This window comes from Nostoc sp. (genome assembly GCF_036916575.1).
GTDB lineage: Bacteria > Cyanobacteriota > Cyanobacteriia > Cyanobacteriales > Nostocaceae > Nostoc.
Genome location: NZ_JBALGC010000106.1, coordinates 83,603 through 101,242, shown reverse-complemented (window position 1 = coordinate 101,242; position 17,640 = coordinate 83,603). Strand labels below are relative to the sequence as shown.

Here is a 17,640-nt window from a genome sequence, read left to right as displayed (position 1 = left end):
CAAGTTACTTGAAAAGTCAATTAATGCAAGGATAATGGAAAAATAGAATAATTCTCGCGTTCTAATTCGGGAGCAACTCTACTAGACGCGCAAGGGACAAACATGCATTAAATAATCGAACGCAAGTCTGATTCAATTCCATTTTCTAAAATTTAAACATCGTAAATTTAGTAAGTTAGTTTTGTTGTTGGTAATACTGTAACGCATGAAAGATGCTGGTATTCGCTATTGCCTATACCTAAAGCTGTGGACTGAGGATGCGGGGAGAAAGACTAATGCCCAATCCCCAATCCCTGTTGATATGCTTGCCACAGTTGGTGAATAAACTGATTGAGTTGCTGCTTGGCTGCTGAGTCAAGTTCAGTTTTTGGTTCTTTTGCTAAAACTTGGCTCAACAAGCTAATTACTTCTGTGTCTAATGCTGGTCGAAATAAATTGGCAGGCCAAAGCAGGTCAGAGGCATCTCGCAAATCGGTAATTAGCGGCGATTCTTGAATCAAAGTAACCATTAATAAAGGACGCACCCAGCACAATTGGCGGGAAACTACAAATTGAATGACTTCTGCATACAGATTCCTGTCGCCATGCTCTAAAGACACAATTTGTCCTGGTTGAAGAAAATCTAGGCTAATGTCCATCATTATCCAGTTTGAGCAGGGGCAAGGATTATCTGGCAACTTCTTTAATCTTAAAAGTGAAAATGCGCTACGTTTAAAGAAAGCTTCTGTAAGATTAGGGTAGCACTCTTATGGCAGCGATGTCTTAGACATCTACTTCACTTGTGGCTACGCAAAACTAATACGACCAATCCCTAGCAGCAAAGGGTTTTCCTAGCATAGTATCTGAGCAGAAATACTATAGAATAGGTAAACGACTGTTGAGCGATCGCAAGACAGAAATTTTGTTGTAGTGAATTAACGAGAAAAGAGCAAAGAGCCGTGTCAGTTGAAACTATTGAAAAGCGTTCTACATCCCGCAAGCTCGCGCCTCGGTATCGCGTTTTGCTCCATAACGACGACTACAACCCTATGGAGCATGTTGTGCAGGCACTAATAGCGACTGTGCCAAGCCTTACCCAACCCCAGGCTGTTAGCATCATGATGGAAGCCCATACTAACGGGCTTGCTTTAGTCATTACTTGTGCTCAGGAACACGCTGAGTTCTATTGCGAAACGTTGAAAAGTCACGGTTTAAGTAGCACGATTGAACCTGACGAATAGTCATTGGTCATTGGTCATTCGTGATTGGTGATTAGTGACTTGCATTGGTATGAAAAAAAACCTTGTCCGTCTAGCTGAACGCCCTGCCCCTATCAGGCTGGGTGCTTTTATTGTGACTTTATTGCTGCTATGGTTGCCCTTAGCTGCACCAATATACTTACTAGTGCATGATTCAAACTTAGAAAGTATATTGACATTGGTATCGTTATATGCAGTATTTATTTTTCTCCTGAGACTATGGAGTAAATATGTCTACCAGCAGCCCCAAATTCTGCGGCATTATGGCTTAGAAATCACGCGGCAAAACGGTGTGGATTTACTGCGTGGCTTGGCTATGGGGATAATTAATATTCTGATACTTTTTGGGGTAGAAAGTTTTTTGGGTTGGTTGGTATGGCAACAACCCAAAGTTTTCTTGCTGAAAGTAATTTTAGAGGGTTTAGTTGTTGGTTTAGGTATTGGTTTTGCTGAGGAATTGTTATTCCGGGGCTGGTTGCTAGATGAATTACAACGAGATTACAGTCCACGTGTGGCACTGTGGACAGATGCAACTGCGTTTGCTACATTGCACTTTATTAAACCCTTGGAGGCAATTATTCATACACTGCCGCAATTTCCAGCTTTAGTACTGCTGGGGTTAACGCAGGTATGGGGAAAGCGTTGGCGGAGGGGACGCTTGGGTTTTCCAATTGGTTTGCATGGTGGTTTAGTTTGGGGTTACTACATTATTAATGTAGGTAAATTAGTGAAATATTCTGGTCAGGTTCCTGATTGGGTAACTGGTGTGAATAATAATCCCCTGCAAGGAGTGATGGGGGTGTTGTTGATGAGTGTACTAGCTTTGTGGATAAGAGGGCGAACTGAGCGCTCGCGTCATATATGAAAATAAAAATATTAATCGTATCAGCTTTATTACTTACTTTTCTTTCTAGTTGTAAAGATTGTCAGGCTAAAAAAACTTCAAATCCTGCTCATGTGAAGCAGTTGCTAGCAATTAAAAAATGCCCCAAGTGTGATTTAGGTGGTGCTGATTTAACAAATGCTGATTTAGCTGGAGCAGATTTAAGAGAAGCTGAACTGAGTAATGCGAAATTAGACAGAGCCAATCTACAAGGGGCTGATTTAACTAAAGCTGAACTAAGATGGCGAGATGATGTTGGCGACAAAGGGAAAATGGGTATATCAGAAATTGGTGATGATTACTGTAATGTTAATTATGAGGCTTCATTAAAAAGAGCTAATTTGAAGGGAGCTAAACTTATTCAAACTGACTTATCAGGTTTGGATTTAAGCGAAGCCAATCTGAGTGATGCTGATTTGACTAATGCAAAACTAAACTCGGCAAAACTCAATAAAGTAAATTTAGAAGAAGCTAATTTAAATAGTGCTTCCTTAGAATCAGCAGAACTATATGATACTAATTTAAAAAAGGCAAATTTACAGGGTGCAAATTTAAGTTTTAGTAGGTTGGGTGATGCAAATCTCAAAGAAGCTAACCTTATAAATACCAATTTAGATCACAGTTCACTTTTAGGTGCAAACTTGCAAGAAACACAGTTGATAAATGCCAATTTGCAAGGAGCTCAACTGAGCGGTTATCTTATAGATACTAATTTAAGTGGAGCTAACCTGAGCAGTGCTTCTTTAACAAGTCTTAATTTACAGAAGGTTATCTACGATTCTCATACTAATTGGCGTAGAGCCTCTTATAACGAGCTTACACAGTTCCCTAATAGATTTAATTCTCTAAAGAAGCAAATGGAATTTGAGAAGCTATTTATTGATAAAGTAAATCTCAAGGAGAAGAATCAGGTTAAACACTAATAGTAAAATCTTAAACCAGGATGTGGTAGGCATTGCCCACCCTACAAATACTAGCTTTTTGAATACGAGAGTAAACTGAGCGATCGCCCTTCTGATAAAATAAGCACTGGCTTATTACACACTCACCATTCGTGGAACCCACAGAAGAGCAATACTTGGTAATAAATGCCCTAGAAGCTCTAAATTTACTTGTTTGAAGATTATATGATGAAGACACAGGGTATTGGCATATTCAAACTCCTAGCACTGTTTTACCCTTGGCAACGATATTACCAAACGGCGAAGTAGTGACCTTCGGATGGGAATAAAAATGATGACGCAATCTAACACCATATCTAACACCATTAAACAGCAACAAGCGCAAAGAATATTAAAACTATTTGCGATCGCCCGTCAGCGATATTTAGATGCAGGAGGAAATCCTCGACGCACCCCAAAGGGACTCAAAGGAAATGATTATACGATGGCGAACACGATATTTTCTTCTCGCATTGTTCACCTGAGACATTGAAAGATAGCGATCGCTTGTACGAGGTTGCATTGGATCTGGCTTCTAAAAAATGTGGTCATCCTATAAGTAGAGAATATCTGATTGTACACACTAAAATTCGTGCTGTTCATGGAGGCGGGGTATCAGCAAGGATTCAGTGGTTCTTATGTTCTCAAGAGCATTCTCCAACGGTTTCTTTTTCAATTCGCAAACTAGAGATGCGAACAGCATGGGAACGGGTACGGCAATTACAGGTAATGATCATCGAACTAGATGCTGAAAATGGTCGAGTTGTTCTAGAGAATTGTGGAAGGTCTGATATTGTAAAGTAATACACTGCGGCGAAATATAGCGTTTCTCAGTTGGGTGCAATATAGTAACAGCAGTGGGTGAACCATCCAATAATGTCTTTTTTAGTTACTGCATTGAGGGCATTTGTGATGGCCTCGTCTAAGTGTTGATATGTTCTAGCAGCTTGCGAACGTAAAAACTCTTTTACCTTCGACCAACAATTCTCGATTGGTGAAAAATCAGGAGAATAAGGTGATAAATATACCAATCTGGCTCCAACTGCTTCGATAGCTTCTCGGATACCTGTTACTTTATGAGAACTGAAGTTATCCATGACAACACAAGCGCCTGGCCAAAGATTTGGGACCAAAACTTGATTCACATAGGTAACAAAAGCAGATGCATTAGTACCGCCAGTAAAAGTCATGGCGGCAATGATGCCTTCAGTTGACATCGCTCCAATCATCGTCACATTTTTCCCTCGACCATCAGGACAATTACCATAAGCACGACTACCTTGAGGCGAACGAGCGAAGCGTCTGGTCATAGCAATATTTATTCCAGCCTCATCGATAAATATTAAATCTGTTAAGTTTACTTCTCCAATGATTGTCCAATACTCTGCCCTCAGTTTTTGCACCCGTTCTGTATACTTTTCGCTCGCATGTAATGTTTTTTTTTGCGTGTCAGATTCAGCTTTTGAGTAATTCTGCCCATTGAGGAACGACTTATCTTTACTTGAGTCTGTTGTTCTAAGCGATCGCACAATTCCACTAAAGTAGCATCATTATTCGACTCTACTAATAACCTTACCAATGCCAGTTGCTCATTATTGAGCTTTGGTATTTGACCTCCACCGTGAGGCTTTGGCTCAACTGTCCCACTGCTACGATATCGTCTGAGTAAACTTTGCAACATTACTCAAGCTGACACTAAATCTTATTGCCAATTGTCGTTGAGAGCCTTCTTTATTGTTATGTGCGTTGATCACTTTTTGGCGCAGATCACAGGAGTAAGGTTTCATTCCATAGGTATTTTGACGTTAATATACTCCATCATCCCATACTGTATTTCACTCAAGCAGGAACCGCTATAATTATAATTTTAAGGAGATTGCTTGATGCCAAACTCATGCCATGTTTACCTCTTACGGGATGGACAACATCAAGTCCTAACCATTCCTCATGAATTTGCTCTATCCAGCACAGAAGTTTTGTTACGCAAAGAAGGTAATCGATTAATCATCGAACCCATTTCTTCCGGTTCTCTACTTTCACTGCTTGCCACTTTGGAAGACATTACAGAAAACTTTCCTAACATAGATGAAGGGTTACTGCCACTTGATGATATTGTGCTTTAATCCTGTCCAATGACCTATCAATACCTACTAGACACCAACATCATTTCAGATTTGGTCAGAGATCCTCAAGGTTTGGTGTTTCAGCGACTCGCAGCCGTAGAGGAAAACTGCATTTGTACCAGCATTATTGTGGTGTGTGAATTGCGATTTGGTGCAGCTAAAAGCGGCTCTCTCCGTCTTCTTCAGCAACTAGAAAGCATTCTTGAAGTGTTACCTATTTTGTCGCTATCGCCTCCCGTGGATCAGCACTATGCGGTAATTCGTACACACCTAGAGTAAACAGGAAGACCCATCGGCCCAAATGACTTACTGATTGCTGCCCATACCCTAGCCCTTAACCTGACGCTTGTTACAGCAAATGTCCGCGAATTTGAGCGCGTACCTGGTTTAAGTGTAGAAAATTGGCTACTTTGAGGGCATACATTGGGGTGGTCTAGTATATTATTTATTGCAGTTTGCATAACATTAACCCATATTCAAAACGCACCCTCCACAACTGTACCCACCAAACACGCCTTATTCAAATTAACGCCGTTCAAATTTGCACCTTCTAACTCTGCACACAACAAATTCGCTCCCGTTAAATTCGCCCCCGCCAAATTCGCCCCCCGCAAGTCAGCTTCTTCAAGATTTGCTTCACTCAACAACGTCCCTTGCAAATCAGCGCGACTCAAATCTGCACCCTTGAGATTTGCCCCAGTCAGGTTTGCACCGCGCAAGTCAGCACCGCGCAAGTCCACACCTTGTAAGTTCACGTTCATCAAATTGGCACCACTCAAGAAAGCACCCGCCAATGACACATCACTGAGTCTCGCTCCCATCAAGTTAGCACCACGCAAATTACTACCCCGCAAGTCAGCACCTGTTAAATCTGCTTGCATCAGATTTGCTCCCATCAAACTCGCTCGCAAGTCAGTTTGTTGAAGGTTTGCTCCCATCAAATTCGCCCCCTCCAAATGCCCACCTTCGAGTTTGGAAACAGCGAAATTAGTGCCGACAAGGGTAGCGCCAGCAAGATTAATCCGGCTTAAATCCAGTCGGGAGAGTTCCTCGTCTTCTAAATTTGCCCCTGGAAGTTGTTTGAGTTTTCCTAATCTAATGGCTTCAATATTCATGTAAAGTAACTACCAATCTCCTCACTTATCTTGCTGTGGCTATCCCATTGGGAATCAAGTATCCAGATGCCGGCGCTGACTTTGGGTGTCATCAAGGGTAAGTCGAGTCCTTGTTGCAAACCCATAACTAATAAAGCTAGGGTATCTACAAGTTTAGGGTCAAAGCGGGTAGATTGTTGCTGTCTGCACTCATCTAAAGCTTGAGTAAGTATCTGTTCCCGGCTTTGATTTAACGATTTTCGCTGATTGAGTCGCCACTGAAAGTCTGCCAATAATGCCAAAATTCTCGACTCTAGGGGTATTTCATCTCCAGCTAAACCTGCTGGTTCCCCTGTGCCATTCCACCACTCGGTTTGGTGAGTGATAATTTGGGCAACTGCTCGTAGTCGTGGCATGGTTCGCAGTACTTGCGCCCCCGGTACTAAGGGACAAGTTAAGGGAGAACTGGGGGCATCTTCTTGGTAGCGTGTGGATATACCGCCAGTGAGAACGCTTTCGGCTTTTTGTAATGGATCTATGCGATGCAACAAACTCGCCAGCCGCAATCTTTTAATCTGCCATGCGGGAAGATCCAAAAGCTGGGCGATCGCCTCGGCAAGTACCACTACTTCCGCAGCTGCCATTTGATTGTTGACATCTGCCATATCCATCAGTTGCGCCATTCGCAAAAAGGCTTGGATTTCGTTAGAAACCAAATTGCGATCTAGGGTTTGTTGCTGAAGGGCTGTGGGGATGGATAAATTATCTTGCCCAGTTTGGAGGTAATCTACTACACGGGAGACAACTGCACCTAAATTTTCGGATCTCGCCATTGACGGTACAATTTGTTGTTTATCGGCTGTGAGTTTTTCTGCCAATTCTGGGTTGTATTTTCTGATGTGAGCGATCGCTATTTCTGCTGTCTCTTGCACTAACTCTGGCTCAAATGTCCACAAACCATAGAATTTTCGCTCTAAGTCTGATGTCGGCACTCCAGCGCTGCCATAATCAAGCTCTGATAATTCTTGACAAATTACCATTGCTGTGTATTTAGGCGATAAAATAATTAAGTGCCACTCCTGCGCTACTGGATCGATTGGATCTAATGCCACTAAGTCTACATTGGGTAAAAGGCTTGTGGGATGTTCAGCGAAGCCAGATTCAGCGGCAGCCATGATGGCAATTTGGCAGCTGCGCTGGGCGATGTCTGCATATCGCCCAGCTTCTTGTAGATACCATTTACCCTGTTGGAAGGCTGTGATAACTAGCGGTGTACCGTCGTCGGTTAAGATATGGTCTTCTAGAGCGTGGCACAGGGCAACTAAGGTATTTTTGTAGTAAACACCGAATCGAATTGGCCTGGTGGTGTAGCGATGGGCTGTTTCTAGCTGTTGTAGGATTGAACCTTCTAACATGGGATTGAGTGAAAATAACCGCAGAGGGGGAGTGAGTAGAGCAGGAGAGCAGGCGAGAGATAAGAAGATGAAATTTGCTCTTGTCTGATTCTGCAAATTTTATCAAACAGCTGCTAACTGTTTATCTTTTATCTCTATTGGTGCAGAAAGTGCTGCTTCTAAGTCGGCACAACCCAGTTTTTCTTCTAAAATTTTCATGACTTCGCGTCCGAAATCGTTGGGGTTTTGTTGCCAAGCTTGCAAGCAGACTTCTCCAAAGAATGAACCAAGGGGTTCGGGATTCCAAAGGAGTTTTTTGGCTGTCCACGGCATCAAACTCATTGGATCATACCCTGGTTTGAGGATGCCTTCTTTGAAAGCGTATTCTTCTAAATGGGTATGGGGTTGTAGTCCAATAAAGAAGATGGCTGGTTCGACTTTATCAGCACTAAAAATCCGTTCTAGTTCGCGGTGGTAGGCGATAGTTTGGCGGATGGTTTCGGGACGTTCGTCAATGACATTAAAGGAGTAATTGACGGAAACTAAGTCCTTGAAACCAGCTGCTTTTAAATCACGGCAGTTTTGCAAGACGGTTCGCAGATTGTACCCCATCCGCATTTTCCGCACAAGTTCTTGAGAACCACTGGTAATCCCAATTTCAAAGTAGTTCATCCCGGTTTTCACCATCAAGTCGCACAACTCTGGTGTCAAATTGTCGGCTCTAATGTAAGCTGCCCAGTGGATGTCTGTCATACCAGAATCGACAATTTTTTGCAAGAGTTCTATGGCATCGTCGATAAATTTTCTCGCTGGGATAAATTGGGCATCGGTAAACCAGAAGTTGCGAATGCCGCAATTATATAATTGTCGCATCTCAGCAACTACTTCATCTGCTGGGTTGATCCGTACTTGTTTGCCTTCGACAACAGTGTAGACGCAATAACAACAGTTGTGAGGACAACCACGTTTAGTTTGTACCCCTATATAAAAATCTTGCTCTTGCAGGTAAAAGTTAAATTCCGGCCAGATGCTTTCGATATAGTCGTAGTTACAAGCTGTTTTTTCGAGTGGGGTGGGTTGTTCGTGAATTAACCGTTTTCGTGGTTGAGTTTCTCCTGCAACGTAACAGCGTTCATCTCGAAAATCTCTGCCACTTAAAAGTTTTTCCAGCAGGGTTTCCCCTTCACCCACAGAAATAATTGTCCCTTGGGGTAAGCTTTTACCCAATTGTTCGTAAAATACGCTGACTGCACCACCACCTACAATTACACGAGCATCAGAATGATATTTTTGGGCACGTTTTAAACCGCGTTTGATTAAGCCTTGATTTCGCCACAACTCTACATAATAAGCGATGAAGATTCGCAAACCGCCCAATCCCCCGCGTAGTTTCAATAGAGGATTCTTAGCGTAGTAAAATTCAAAAGCGTTTTGCAACGGGTTGCCACCACGTCCCCCAACTGGGGCATAAATTTGAATATCCCGCCAAGAAAATACTAGCAGTGTCGGTTTAAATTCATCGATACAGCGATCCAAGGCAAAAGTGTAATCTAAAGGTGGCACTGTTCCCAAATCAAAAATGCGCTGTTCAATATTAGGAAACTGTTTGTGGACGTGATCGCTCAAGTAGACAACCCCAATGGGAAAGATAGGGTTACAAGGAAGGCGAACGTAAAGAATTCGATTTTCCATCATGGGTGTTTTGACTTCCATCTTGCCAATCTTTGGGGAAAGCGAGATAAATTCCAGTTTTAAGGCGTGTTTTTGTTTTGACTGCTCTTAATCTCTTACAATCTTGCTTGACATTGAAGCCGATTGTTGATATATAGGAAACTTTTGTTCACAGATGTAAAAATCAATAAAATTACTTTGCATACCAAATGCATGGCATTTTATCAAGAGAGGCTTTATGAAGACATTTTTCATATAGCTTTACGATAACATTGAGTTTATTCATTAAGCGATGATCCCAGGGTTTTAATCGTGGGATAGATGAAACATAAAAATACACTCCTGAACTAGCCTCAAGCTAAGGGGATCTTCGCTATACCTACCTGATAATTATCTGCCCTAAAGAAGTTAAAGCTTTTTTGCCAGAGATTAAAAAATCAAAGATATTCACATAGTGTAAAATTGTAGAGAAAGCATAAATATTTACAAAATTTTTATAAACTACGATATATCTTTAGATAGAAATAATCTAGAAAGAGTTCAGTTGGTAGTCGGAGCTACAACAACTGGGGATCAGGCAATGCTAGGCTTGACTAGTGTAATGTCAAATTGTGGCGTAAAGCTTCTTAGCAGTTATGGCTCAAATATTAGATCCTCTACCACCTAAGCAATCGGGAAAAATTCTCTGCTGCTACATTAATGCCACGAGCAAAATACAGGTAGCCCGCATCTCCAATATTCCCAACTGGTACTTTGAAAGGGTTGTTTTCCCTGGACAGCGTTTAGTGTTTGAAACTCCGCGAAAAGGTCAACTGGAGATTCATACAGGGATGATGGCAAGTGCAATTTTATCCGATAAGATTCCGTGTGATCGCTTGATGCTCGACGAACCCAGCACTGATGAGTTTGATCCAGACTCATCAGATGGAAAAGACCCTTTTAATACCAAACCAATGTTGCAGCTACTTAATACAAAAACTGAAGATACTAGAAAACCTTTACAAGTGGGTAGTTTCGCTTCTGTTGATTAAAAAAAATAATTTGGCTCAATTTGAGGGTTGCTGAATTCAGCAGCCCTTTTTATTTATCATTTATGGGGCATAGGGCATAAAGTATTGTTATTCTTCCCCTGCTCAAGAACTGCTCAAGAACTGCTCCCCTACTCCTCCATCTCCCTCACTCTCCATCTACAATCATTCTTATGAATCTGCCTTCATTTCTTTGGTTGTGGAAAATAGCCGCCTGGTCGATGGGGTTGTCCCTGCTGGCATATCTGATGTTAGCAGTTACCGGCGTATGGATGTTTCAGGCGAGAACGTCGCAGCAATTCCCTTTTATTATCCCATTTCTGGGCGGAAATAGGGAGGTGCGATCGCTCCACTATACAATGGGCATCAGCATGGTAAGTTTAGTGCTACTATTGCTGGCAATCGGTATTATTGGCACTTTCGGTCACTTTGGTTCCTTAGGTCACTCGTCACACTTAGTTGCTGGATTGATAGTGGTAGCATTAGTTTTACTGTCTGCTTTCAGTGCCACGCAAATCAGTACCAGACGACCTTGGGCTAGACCCTTACACATCGGCGTAAATATAATTTTGTTTGTAGGATTTGCCTGGGTATCCCTTACTGGTTGGATTGTAGTGCAAAAGTATTTACCATGAAGGATAATTTGCCCTTTGAAAGTGAGATAGCTTATGTGCAACAGTCCAGCTAAGACATAGACCTACCCTACAATGAAGAAAAGCATTGTAATTGAGCCGTGACAGCAAACTCAGCCAATATTTCAGCTTCTGTTTTTCGTCTGTCTCCTTTGATTCGGATAACGCTGTTGAGTTTATACATAGCACTCACAGTTCCATTACCCTTCTTATCGCAGGTAACAGCTGCACCCGTACCCCCAGAATTATTGTGGATAGGGATTAGCATCGGCTTAGTTGCCTTGTACGCGGTATTGACTGAACAAGTAATGGTAGATGACCAGGGAATTCAGGTTACTTACCCCGCTTGGGTGCCTCGCTTTTTTCGTAAAGGCTGGTTTTTACCTTGGTCAGAGGTGAAAGAGTTAAAACCCCGCACCACTGGTCAAGGAGGGCTGGTTTATTATTTTCTCAGCCAGGATGAGAAAGCTTATTTACTACCAATGCGTGTAGCCGGGTTTGCCCGTTTTGTGCAAGTTGTGCAAGCAAAGACAGGCATTGATACTACAGATATTCGCCCTTTAGCACAGCCGTGGATGTACTTGATTTTACTGGGATTCACGCTTCTGCTACTATTGGTCGATGGCTGGGCGATCGCCACAGCCTTTACTACTGGACAATTAACTTAGAACTGGGCATTGGGCTTGGGGGATTGGGCATTGATCAAGAATCAATAGTTCTTCTTTTCCCCACCTCCCATGCCTCCCCTGCTCTCCCCACTCCCCACTCACCTTGGATAATGTCATAGCAAAAGCCACTCTTAGGCTAGAGCAAGTTAATCTGTTTACAAAGCTGAAAACCCAACTTCCCGGTAATCAGCAGGGATACCCCATATTACAGGATATTTCTTTGGAGGTATTTCAGGGCGATCGCATTGCTATTTTGGGGCCAGTTGGTGCTGGTAAAACTTCGTTATTACGCCTCCTTAACCGCCTAATTGAACCCACTAGTGGCAAAATCTATCTAGAAAATCAAGAATATCGCCAAATTCCTGTCATCCAGCTACGCCAGATGCTTGTACTTGTATTGCAAGAATCAAAACTGTTGGGAATGACAGTTCAGCAAGCCTTGGCTTATCCTTTAGTTTTGCGTGGTTTGTCCAAACAGATAATTCAGCAACGAGTCAGTCAATGGACAGAACAACTGCACATTCCCAATGAATGGTTAGGGCGAACAGAGGTACAACTTTCTGCTGGACAACGACAACTAATAGCGATCGCTCGTGCCTTAGTCATCCAGCCTAAAATATTATTATTAGACGAGCCAACCTCTGCCCTAGATGCTGGTACAGCTTCTCATCTAATGCAAGTCTTAACCCAGTTGAGTCAAACTCATCAAACCACGATTCTGATGGTAAATCACCAACTGGAACTAGCCCAGATGTTTTGCACTCGGTTATTACACTTACAACAAGGTCATTTATTCGCAAATCAAAGAGTCTCTGAGATAAACTGGGTTGAATTACAAGAAAGCTTGATTAAAGCAGAAGCTCAAGACGATTTTGAATTTTAAATTTTGAATGAGTCAGGTGACAGGAATCACGAGTTGTTTTCTTACTCCCCCTCACCCCATGCCCAATGCTCAATGCCCAATGCCCAATGCCCGATTCACACTTGACTACTACTAAGTGTTGAACGTTGATTACTAAATCTCTCTCTAGCTAACTTTGTTGTTTGTGACTGTGAAATATTGGTATTCAAAATTTCCATGTTAAAACGGTATCCTACATTGCGGATAGTTTGAATCAAGTTGGGTTGCCGGGGATCAAGTTCAACCTTTTTCCGCAGCGACAAAACGTGAGTATCAATGGTACGAGGGTTATCGATAGCGTCAGGCCAAGCACGACGCAACAATTCCGACCTACTCAGAGGCACTCCCCCAGCTTGTGCCAAGACGTACAGCAAACTGAATTCTTGGGGCGTTAAGTCGATGAACTCCCCTTGGAAGCGAACACGGCGCTGAACTAAATCGATTTGCAAAGTGCCATAATCCAAATAAGCTGGTGCAGTAGGTGTGCGCTTCCGGCGAATCAGTGCCTCTACCCGTGCTAAAAACTCTTGCATCCCAAAAGGTTTGCTCAGATAATCATCTGCACCCGCCTTTAAACCTGCGACGATATCACCTTCACTATTACGGGCAGATAGCATTAAGATTAGAGGCTGCTGCTGACGATGCAACCAACGACAAAACTCAATGCCATCACCATCAGGCAGGTCTGCATCTAAGACGACTAGTGTTGGTTGATGGCTTAAAAATACTTCCCTTGCTTGATAAATGCTGGCAGCTTGATGCACACGGTATTCCAGTTGTTGCAAATGCCAACCCAGCAACGACCTCAGATGGGGATTCCCTTCAATGATTTCTATACAAACCGAACCCACGGTGGCAAGATCCCTTAGCGTCGATGACTTTCAAAGTAACAAGCCCATGTCTAAGGTTTTGTAGCCTTTGTTACTTCAGTTGCGATTAGCTTTACATTTCCTCATAAAAAGAGTAGCAATATCTTTAATTTATGCCTTGCCGGAAGGCAATTAGAAATATTATTAAATTTTTATTAAGTTTATCGAAAGTGTTGTTAAACTTATCAAAAGTTCTTTTAGCTTAACATTCTGCTTTGAGATGGGTGTAATCTGGCAAATATCTATAACCTAACCAGCTAACCGTTACTACAACAGCTTTTCAACCTGATGGTAAAAGTAGATTTTATTCGCAAAAATTAATGCCCACATCCATGAACATAACACCAATACAATTGGGCTATTGAGTATGAAAATTATAAAAATAACTTAGCAGATAACTAAAATCGATATTTTCTGGAATAGGATTAAAGTAACTTGTAGCTGCTATGAGGGTAATGCCCAAAGTAGATGTGTTTACTTTGAGTTGATGCCAAAGTGAAATTACACTTCACATTTGAGCGTGAATCATTTACAATTCTCATTCCAAAGAGATTAATACAGCAGTTATGCTCCAAGACACACAAACCATCCGCTATTACCAAAGACTCACCGACGCCTTCGTCGAGTTATGGAATCGCGGTTATCGCACGGATGATATGCGGATGTATTTGGATGGATATCTAGCCGCACTGCGACATGGCAACATCATTGAACCTTTTCTGATTCATCGCTTAGAAGAGGAAGCCAGCCGCTACTTGTACGATGGATCAAATTTTGCAGTGCCGCAACCACAGCCACAACACGATTACTACTAAGTACCATTTACCTAGCCATTGATAGTAACCGTTAATTACCGCAGATGATTATAGCATATTATCTGTATTCGTCAATGGGTTGCTGTGGTGTGAGATTTTGGAGATATTGTATTGAGAAAACGCATCCCCTCAGTTCTATATTGGTCTTGCCAATTCGACTGAGGGGATTTTTGACTAACCCTGAAATCAATTCCAAGACAGGTCAAGTGTTTTTGTGAAAAACCTATTAAAAAACCCTTAAAAGGGGAGAGAAATAGTATCTCCCCTTTCAAGGACATTAAAAACGGCACATTGCCTTGATTGCGAAGCGCAAATTCAGCAGCATATCCTCTGGTTTGCGTAAAGAGATATTACGAGGCCAGTGCTACTTCTACCTTTTCCTGCAATTCACCTTTTTGGTAGAGTTCAATCAAGATGTCAGAACCGCCAAGGAATTCACCATTGATATACACTTGGGGAATTGTCGGCCAGTTAGAGTATTCTTTAATTCCTTGACGGATTTCAGAGTCTGATAAAACATCAACTGTCTCGAAGGGAACTCCCAAGGTATTGAGAATCTGCACAACGTTGTTGGAGAAACCACATTGGGGCATTAACTTGTTTCCCTTCATGAAAACTAAAATCTTGTTCTGTTGTAGCAAGTTATCAATTTTCTCTTTGAGTTCTGGCGTCATGGTATTTGTGTTTCCTATGTTGCATTAATAGAGTGAGGAGTGAAGAGTTAAAAATTCATAACTTCTAACTCATAACTCATAACTTTAGGAACTTGCTGTTGCTTGCCAAGTTTCGGGAGTATATGTTTTTACTGCCAAAGCATGAATCGCTTCAGTTGACATAGCTTGCCCCAAAGCACCATAAACTAACTGGTGCTGTTGCACTAGTCCCTTACCTGCAAAGTGCGATGAAACTACTGTTACCTGATAGTGGTCACCGCCACCAGTCAAGTCTTGCACCTGAACCTGGGCGTCTGGCAGTTCCGCCTTGATCATTGCCTCAACCTGCTGCGGACTAATCATCGCTATTCCTGAAAAAACTTACTTTTCTATTATTAACAGATATAGAGCAAATACCTGTGCCAACTTCAGGTTTTGGCAAGGCTGGGGATAAATGCGTCTCTGAGGTCGATTTTTGAGAGCGCTGGGTCAAAGCTACGGCAGATAGTCCTATCCTAGCACTGGGGCGTTCCAAGGTGCTGCTCAGGGAGAGAAGGATGTGAAAGATGGGGAAGATAAGGAAAAACAGGCAACGCCAATTTAATTTATTTTTTTTGGGATGAGGAAGATGAACCACCACCTTCTCTGGGATAGGGAGAATCTACAAAACCCAATTCAAACAACTGTTTATAAGCTTTCTTGCCTAAATCCCGCGTCGGGTTTTGACTTTTAATTATTTGAATCAACAATGGTACAGCTAATTCTGGCTGATTTTGTGCTCGATGTACCAATGCTAGCTGAAAGGTCGCTTCATCTCGCTTTTGGGCTGTTACTAGAGCTTTTTGACGCTGAGAATCAGAAACTCTATTATCAATTCCCGAAAAGCTAGCGTTTAACTCTTGATAAAAATTAGATAGCTGATTATAAACCTGACGTGCTTCTTGCAGCTTCTTAGCAGCTAAGGGATAGTTTTGAGCAGAAACGGCTTGGTTTGCCTCTTTCATGAGGCGATCGCCGCCTTCAATGCTCAAAAGGCTGTTATTTTGGGTTATGGGATGAAGGTTATTGGGAGCGTTGGGGTCAATCGGTTGTGGTTGGCTGGTAGTGCCTGGTGACTGTGATACCTGAGCATTCACAGGTGATAGCAGGCTGAGGACTGCTATGACTGATAAAACAGTACGGTGCATCAAGGTAACAGCGGCAGCAGTGTTCATGGGATCAATTAGTGCAACGACTATACGGAAAAGTTATGGAAACTTCGGGTATCTTAACTCTGTTTTGGTCTTGGACAAAGCAAAGCTACATCCTAAGTATCTCTGATTTAGACTGAAAATCCGTTTAATCGAGTTCCCAACTGTCCGTCCTTACGGCTACCGACTTTCTTCCCCAATAATTATCTCAAGTTAGGTTGGATATTTGACAGTATAGTTTTCTCAAAGCAAGACTAAAACTCTAGTGAGCCACATCATAAATACTATGCTTCCCAGTCTCAACTAACGTAGACGAGAAAAGAAGTCAGAAGCTTCAGGCTTCCTAAAATCATAACTTCTGCTTAAGAATAGGACGCTGCGCGTAGCTTGCTTAGGGTGGAACGCCTTGTCAGCAAGCATTGCAACTTCGCTTTTTGGATTGAAAATATTTACCACCAAGCAATTGAGTTGTTTGCAGACAGAAATTAACTGTTTTCCCAAAAAAGTGCCAAATCGTCCTCGACTTTTATTTTTGAAAGTAGAGTATACCGCAGTTATTTTTTAGTTTTTGGAGTTTAATATAGCTTGATTTTTTTGAAAAATAAAGTCAACTTTTGACAGAAAGGCAGTAAGTTCAATGGATATTATCGCTGTACTAACTAAAGTAATGAAAGAGCAGCAGAAGACCATAGTAACATTAGTTGAGAAAGTAAAGATGCTAGAAACTAAAAGCACTTAAAAGGGTAAAACTAGAGAGTACGTTTAACGAGATCAAGAATTAGTAATTTCTGCAAATGCGTGATTAGTAATTTTTGTTTCTTGATGGGTTAATTGTTGAAGTGCCTTTGCTAAATCAGTTGTGATGCTTTTAGCATCTTGTTTTATACAGCCACTCATGTAATCCGTTACTCTGATTGGGGAGCCAATGTGAATACTCACATCTGTACCCCAATTTGGATAAGGTTGGCTGTAATTAATGCCTATGGGTATAATTTTCACTCCCAGTCCGGGATAACTAGATTCAGCACTTAAAGCAAGACGAGCAATTCCTGGCTTCAACTGGTGAATTTGACCATCACGAAAAATGTTACCTTCTGGAAAAATCACCAGGGTTTTTTTCTGCTGAAGTAGCTCAACTCCATGTCGCAGCGTGCGGATTGACGGATGCTTAGAATTTACAGGAAACCCCCCCAAACGTCGGACAAACCAGCCTTGCAAACCTTGGCATTCGTCAATAGTTACCATAAACCGCAAGTCTTGTTCTCTCAGACAATCAGCGGTAGCGTAGGGTACGAGCAATGCATCCCAACGCGCCCGATGGGTAGGCGCGAGGATCACAGGCCCAGTTGTGGGGATATTTTTTTGTCCGGTTATGCTAATTTGCCCAAAGAATAATGGTAATAGGCAGTGACGCCCTAATAAATATGCCAGAGGACTTAACCAAGGAGAAACCCTTGAGGTAGTAATATCTACCTGAGGATTTGCTGCTGTGTGCTGGCACGTATCGGATGAAGAGGAAAATTCCATCATGACGAATGCA

The 17,640-nt window shown here is 42.1% G+C and carries 23 protein-coding genes; 12 read left to right on the top strand and 11 right to left on the bottom strand.

Features of this window, described 5'->3' with window-relative positions:
- Positions 1–272 precede the first annotated feature (272 nt).
- Positions 273–638 carry a hypothetical protein gene (locus tag V7L29_RS23335; RefSeq protein ID WP_334736986.1) on the bottom strand — a complete coding sequence of 122 codons (366 nt, stop codon included), beginning with the start codon at positions 636–638 and terminating at the stop codon, positions 273–275.
- A 300-nt stretch (positions 639–938) separates the two neighbouring features.
- On the opposite strand from V7L29_RS23335, the gene clpS reads away from it, so the two are divergent.
- The 5 genes from clpS to V7L29_RS23310 all read left to right on the top strand — a co-directional run bounded on the left by clpS (position 939) and on the right by V7L29_RS23310 (position 3,866).
- The gene (clpS, locus tag V7L29_RS23330) at positions 939–1,220 is read left to right on the top strand and encodes an ATP-dependent Clp protease adapter ClpS (protein WP_334693329.1); all 282 of its coding nucleotides are present in this window, start codon (positions 939–941) and stop codon (positions 1,218–1,220) included.
- 49 nt (positions 1,221–1,269) lie between these two features.
- Positions 1,270–2,103, top strand: coding sequence for a CPBP family intramembrane glutamic endopeptidase (locus V7L29_RS23325; protein WP_334736946.1), 834 nt, complete (start codon positions 1,270–1,272; stop codon positions 2,101–2,103).
- Positions 2,100–3,044, top strand: a complete 945-nt coding sequence (locus V7L29_RS23320; protein ID WP_334736945.1) for a pentapeptide repeat-containing protein — start codon at positions 2,100–2,102, stop codon at positions 3,042–3,044. Before V7L29_RS23325 ends, V7L29_RS23320 begins: the two co-directional genes overlap by 4 nt.
- A 310-nt stretch (positions 3,045–3,354) precedes the next feature.
- A complete protein-coding gene (locus V7L29_RS23315; RefSeq protein ID WP_334693332.1) occupies positions 3,355–3,555 on the top strand; it encodes a hypothetical protein in 201 nt (66 codons plus the stop codon).
- Entirely contained in the window at positions 3,552–3,866 is a 315-nt protein-coding gene (locus V7L29_RS23310) for a hypothetical protein (protein ID WP_334736944.1), read from the top strand. The genes V7L29_RS23315 and V7L29_RS23310 overlap by 4 nt, the downstream gene beginning before the upstream one ends.
- Before the next feature lie 26 nt (positions 3,867–3,892).
- Here the strand turns inward: V7L29_RS23310 and V7L29_RS23305 are convergent, their stop codons facing one another.
- The gene (locus V7L29_RS23305; protein ID WP_334736943.1) at positions 3,893–4,465 is read right to left on the bottom strand and encodes an IS630 family transposase; all 573 of its coding nucleotides are present in this window, start codon (positions 4,463–4,465) and stop codon (positions 3,893–3,895) included.
- Positions 4,453–4,743 carry a helix-turn-helix domain-containing protein gene (locus V7L29_RS23300; protein ID WP_334736942.1) on the bottom strand — a complete coding sequence of 97 codons (291 nt, stop codon included), beginning with the start codon at positions 4,741–4,743 and terminating at the stop codon, positions 4,453–4,455. The genes V7L29_RS23305 and V7L29_RS23300 overlap by 13 nt, the downstream gene beginning before the upstream one ends.
- Before the next feature lie 202 nt (positions 4,744–4,945).
- Here V7L29_RS23300 and V7L29_RS23295 point away from each other — a divergent pair, with 202 nt between their 5' ends.
- Together V7L29_RS23295 and V7L29_RS23290 are read left to right on the top strand one after the other, a co-directional pair.
- Positions 4,946–5,185, top strand: coding sequence for an antitoxin (locus V7L29_RS23295; protein WP_334693334.1), 240 nt, complete (start codon positions 4,946–4,948; stop codon positions 5,183–5,185).
- Between the two features lie 9 nt (positions 5,186–5,194).
- On the top strand, positions 5,195–5,464 hold the full coding sequence (locus tag V7L29_RS23290; RefSeq protein ID WP_334693335.1) for a PIN domain-containing protein: 270 nt from the start codon (positions 5,195–5,197) through the stop codon (positions 5,462–5,464).
- Between the two features lie 197 nt (positions 5,465–5,661).
- On the opposite strand, the gene V7L29_RS23285 is transcribed toward V7L29_RS23290, so the two are convergent.
- The 3 genes from V7L29_RS23285 to V7L29_RS23275 all read right to left on the bottom strand — a co-directional run bounded on the left by V7L29_RS23285 (position 5,662) and on the right by V7L29_RS23275 (position 9,386).
- Complete coding sequence (locus tag V7L29_RS23285) at positions 5,662–6,300, bottom strand: pentapeptide repeat-containing protein (RefSeq protein ID WP_334736941.1); 639 nt, start codon at positions 6,298–6,300, stop codon at positions 5,662–5,664.
- Entirely contained in the window at positions 6,297–7,694 is a 1,398-nt protein-coding gene (locus tag V7L29_RS23280) for a DICT sensory domain-containing protein (protein WP_334736940.1), read from the bottom strand. The genes V7L29_RS23285 and V7L29_RS23280 overlap by 4 nt, the downstream gene beginning before the upstream one ends.
- Positions 7,695–7,796: 102 nt before the next feature.
- Positions 7,797–9,386 (bottom strand): photosystem II high light acclimation radical SAM protein, encoded by a 1,590-nt coding sequence (locus tag V7L29_RS23275; RefSeq protein WP_334736939.1) that lies wholly within the window; start codon positions 9,384–9,386, stop codon positions 7,797–7,799.
- A 593-nt stretch (positions 9,387–9,979) separates the two neighbouring features.
- On the opposite strand from V7L29_RS23275, the gene V7L29_RS23270 reads away from it, so the two are divergent.
- From V7L29_RS23270 to V7L29_RS23255, 4 genes are all read left to right on the top strand, one after another.
- Complete coding sequence (locus tag V7L29_RS23270; protein WP_334691960.1) at positions 9,980–10,375, top strand: DUF1830 domain-containing protein; 396 nt, start codon at positions 9,980–9,982, stop codon at positions 10,373–10,375.
- Between the two features lie 170 nt (positions 10,376–10,545).
- Complete coding sequence (locus tag V7L29_RS23265) at positions 10,546–11,007, top strand: DUF4079 domain-containing protein (protein ID WP_334736938.1); 462 nt, start codon at positions 10,546–10,548, stop codon at positions 11,005–11,007.
- Positions 11,008–11,105: 98 nt separating this feature from the next.
- On the top strand, positions 11,106–11,672 hold the full coding sequence (locus V7L29_RS23260; RefSeq protein ID WP_334736937.1) for a hypothetical protein: 567 nt from the start codon (positions 11,106–11,108) through the stop codon (positions 11,670–11,672).
- Between the two features lie 103 nt (positions 11,673–11,775).
- The gene (locus V7L29_RS23255; RefSeq protein WP_334691957.1) at positions 11,776–12,555 is read left to right on the top strand and encodes an ABC transporter ATP-binding protein; all 780 of its coding nucleotides are present in this window, start codon (positions 11,776–11,778) and stop codon (positions 12,553–12,555) included.
- A gap of 95 nt (positions 12,556–12,650) precedes the next feature.
- Here the strand turns inward: V7L29_RS23255 and V7L29_RS23250 are convergent, their stop codons facing one another.
- A complete protein-coding gene (locus V7L29_RS23250) occupies positions 12,651–13,424 on the bottom strand; it encodes a response regulator transcription factor (protein ID WP_334691956.1) in 774 nt (257 codons plus the stop codon).
- A 584-nt stretch (positions 13,425–14,008) separates the two neighbouring features.
- Here V7L29_RS23250 and V7L29_RS23245 point away from each other — a divergent pair.
- On the top strand, positions 14,009–14,257 hold the full coding sequence (locus V7L29_RS23245; RefSeq protein WP_334691955.1) for a DUF6761 family protein: 249 nt from the start codon (positions 14,009–14,011) through the stop codon (positions 14,255–14,257).
- A gap of 350 nt (positions 14,258–14,607) precedes the next feature.
- Here the strand turns inward: V7L29_RS23245 and grxD are convergent, their stop codons facing one another.
- The 4 genes from grxD to V7L29_RS23225 form a co-directional block, all read right to left on the bottom strand.
- The gene (grxD, locus tag V7L29_RS23240; protein WP_298918833.1) at positions 14,608–14,931 is read right to left on the bottom strand and encodes a Grx4 family monothiol glutaredoxin; all 324 of its coding nucleotides are present in this window, start codon (positions 14,929–14,931) and stop codon (positions 14,608–14,610) included.
- 84 nt (positions 14,932–15,015) lie between these two features.
- A complete protein-coding gene (locus V7L29_RS23235) occupies positions 15,016–15,273 on the bottom strand; it encodes a BolA family protein (RefSeq protein WP_094346138.1) in 258 nt (85 codons plus the stop codon).
- A gap of 242 nt (positions 15,274–15,515) precedes the next feature.
- The gene (locus V7L29_RS23230; protein ID WP_334691953.1) at positions 15,516–16,124 is read right to left on the bottom strand and encodes a hypothetical protein; all 609 of its coding nucleotides are present in this window, start codon (positions 16,122–16,124) and stop codon (positions 15,516–15,518) included.
- A 747-nt stretch (positions 16,125–16,871) separates the two neighbouring features.
- On the bottom strand, positions 16,872–17,630 hold the full coding sequence (locus V7L29_RS23225) for a lysophospholipid acyltransferase family protein (protein WP_334691162.1): 759 nt from the start codon (positions 17,628–17,630) through the stop codon (positions 16,872–16,874).
- Between the last annotated feature and the right edge of the window lie 10 nt (positions 17,631–17,640).

What these genes read in the sequence shown, in the direction of transcription:
- V7L29_RS23335 (WP_334736986.1), bottom strand. Translation starts at nt 638, where the DNA reads ATGGACATTAGCCTAGATTTTCTTCAACCAGGACAAATTGTGTCTTTA.
- V7L29_RS23325 (WP_334736946.1), top strand. Translation starts at nt 1,270, where the DNA reads ATGAAAAAAAACCTTGTCCGTCTAGCTGAACGCCCTGCCCCTATCAGG.
- V7L29_RS23320 (WP_334736945.1), top strand. Translation starts at nt 2,100, where the DNA reads ATGAAAATAAAAATATTAATCGTATCAGCTTTATTACTTACTTTTCTT.
- V7L29_RS23315 (WP_334693332.1), top strand. Translation starts at nt 3,355, where the DNA reads ATGATGACGCAATCTAACACCATATCTAACACCATTAAACAGCAACAA.
- V7L29_RS23300 (WP_334736942.1), bottom strand. Translation starts at nt 4,743, where the DNA reads ATGTTGCAAAGTTTACTCAGACGATATCGTAGCAGTGGGACAGTTGAG.
- V7L29_RS23295 (WP_334693334.1), top strand. Translation starts at nt 4,946, where the DNA reads ATGCCAAACTCATGCCATGTTTACCTCTTACGGGATGGACAACATCAA.
- V7L29_RS23290 (WP_334693335.1), top strand. Translation starts at nt 5,195, where the DNA reads ATGACCTATCAATACCTACTAGACACCAACATCATTTCAGATTTGGTC.
- V7L29_RS23285 (WP_334736941.1), bottom strand. Translation starts at nt 6,300, where the DNA reads ATGAATATTGAAGCCATTAGATTAGGAAAACTCAAACAACTTCCAGGG.
- V7L29_RS23280 (WP_334736940.1), bottom strand. Translation starts at nt 7,694, where the DNA reads ATGTTAGAAGGTTCAATCCTACAACAGCTAGAAACAGCCCATCGCTAC.
- V7L29_RS23275 (WP_334736939.1), bottom strand. Translation starts at nt 9,386, where the DNA reads ATGGAAGTCAAAACACCCATGATGGAAAATCGAATTCTTTACGTTCGC.
- V7L29_RS23270 (WP_334691960.1), top strand. Translation starts at nt 9,980, where the DNA reads ATGGCTCAAATATTAGATCCTCTACCACCTAAGCAATCGGGAAAAATT.
- V7L29_RS23265 (WP_334736938.1), top strand. Translation starts at nt 10,546, where the DNA reads ATGAATCTGCCTTCATTTCTTTGGTTGTGGAAAATAGCCGCCTGGTCG.
- V7L29_RS23245 (WP_334691955.1), top strand. Translation starts at nt 14,009, where the DNA reads ATGCTCCAAGACACACAAACCATCCGCTATTACCAAAGACTCACCGAC.
- grxD (WP_298918833.1), bottom strand. Translation starts at nt 14,931, where the DNA reads ATGACGCCAGAACTCAAAGAGAAAATTGATAACTTGCTACAACAGAAC.
- V7L29_RS23235 (WP_094346138.1), bottom strand. Translation starts at nt 15,273, where the DNA reads ATGATTAGTCCGCAGCAGGTTGAGGCAATGATCAAGGCGGAACTGCCA.
- V7L29_RS23230 (WP_334691953.1), bottom strand. Translation starts at nt 16,124, where the DNA reads ATGAACACTGCTGCCGCTGTTACCTTGATGCACCGTACTGTTTTATCA.
- V7L29_RS23225 (WP_334691162.1), bottom strand. Translation starts at nt 17,630, where the DNA reads ATGATGGAATTTTCCTCTTCATCCGATACGTGCCAGCACACAGCAGCA.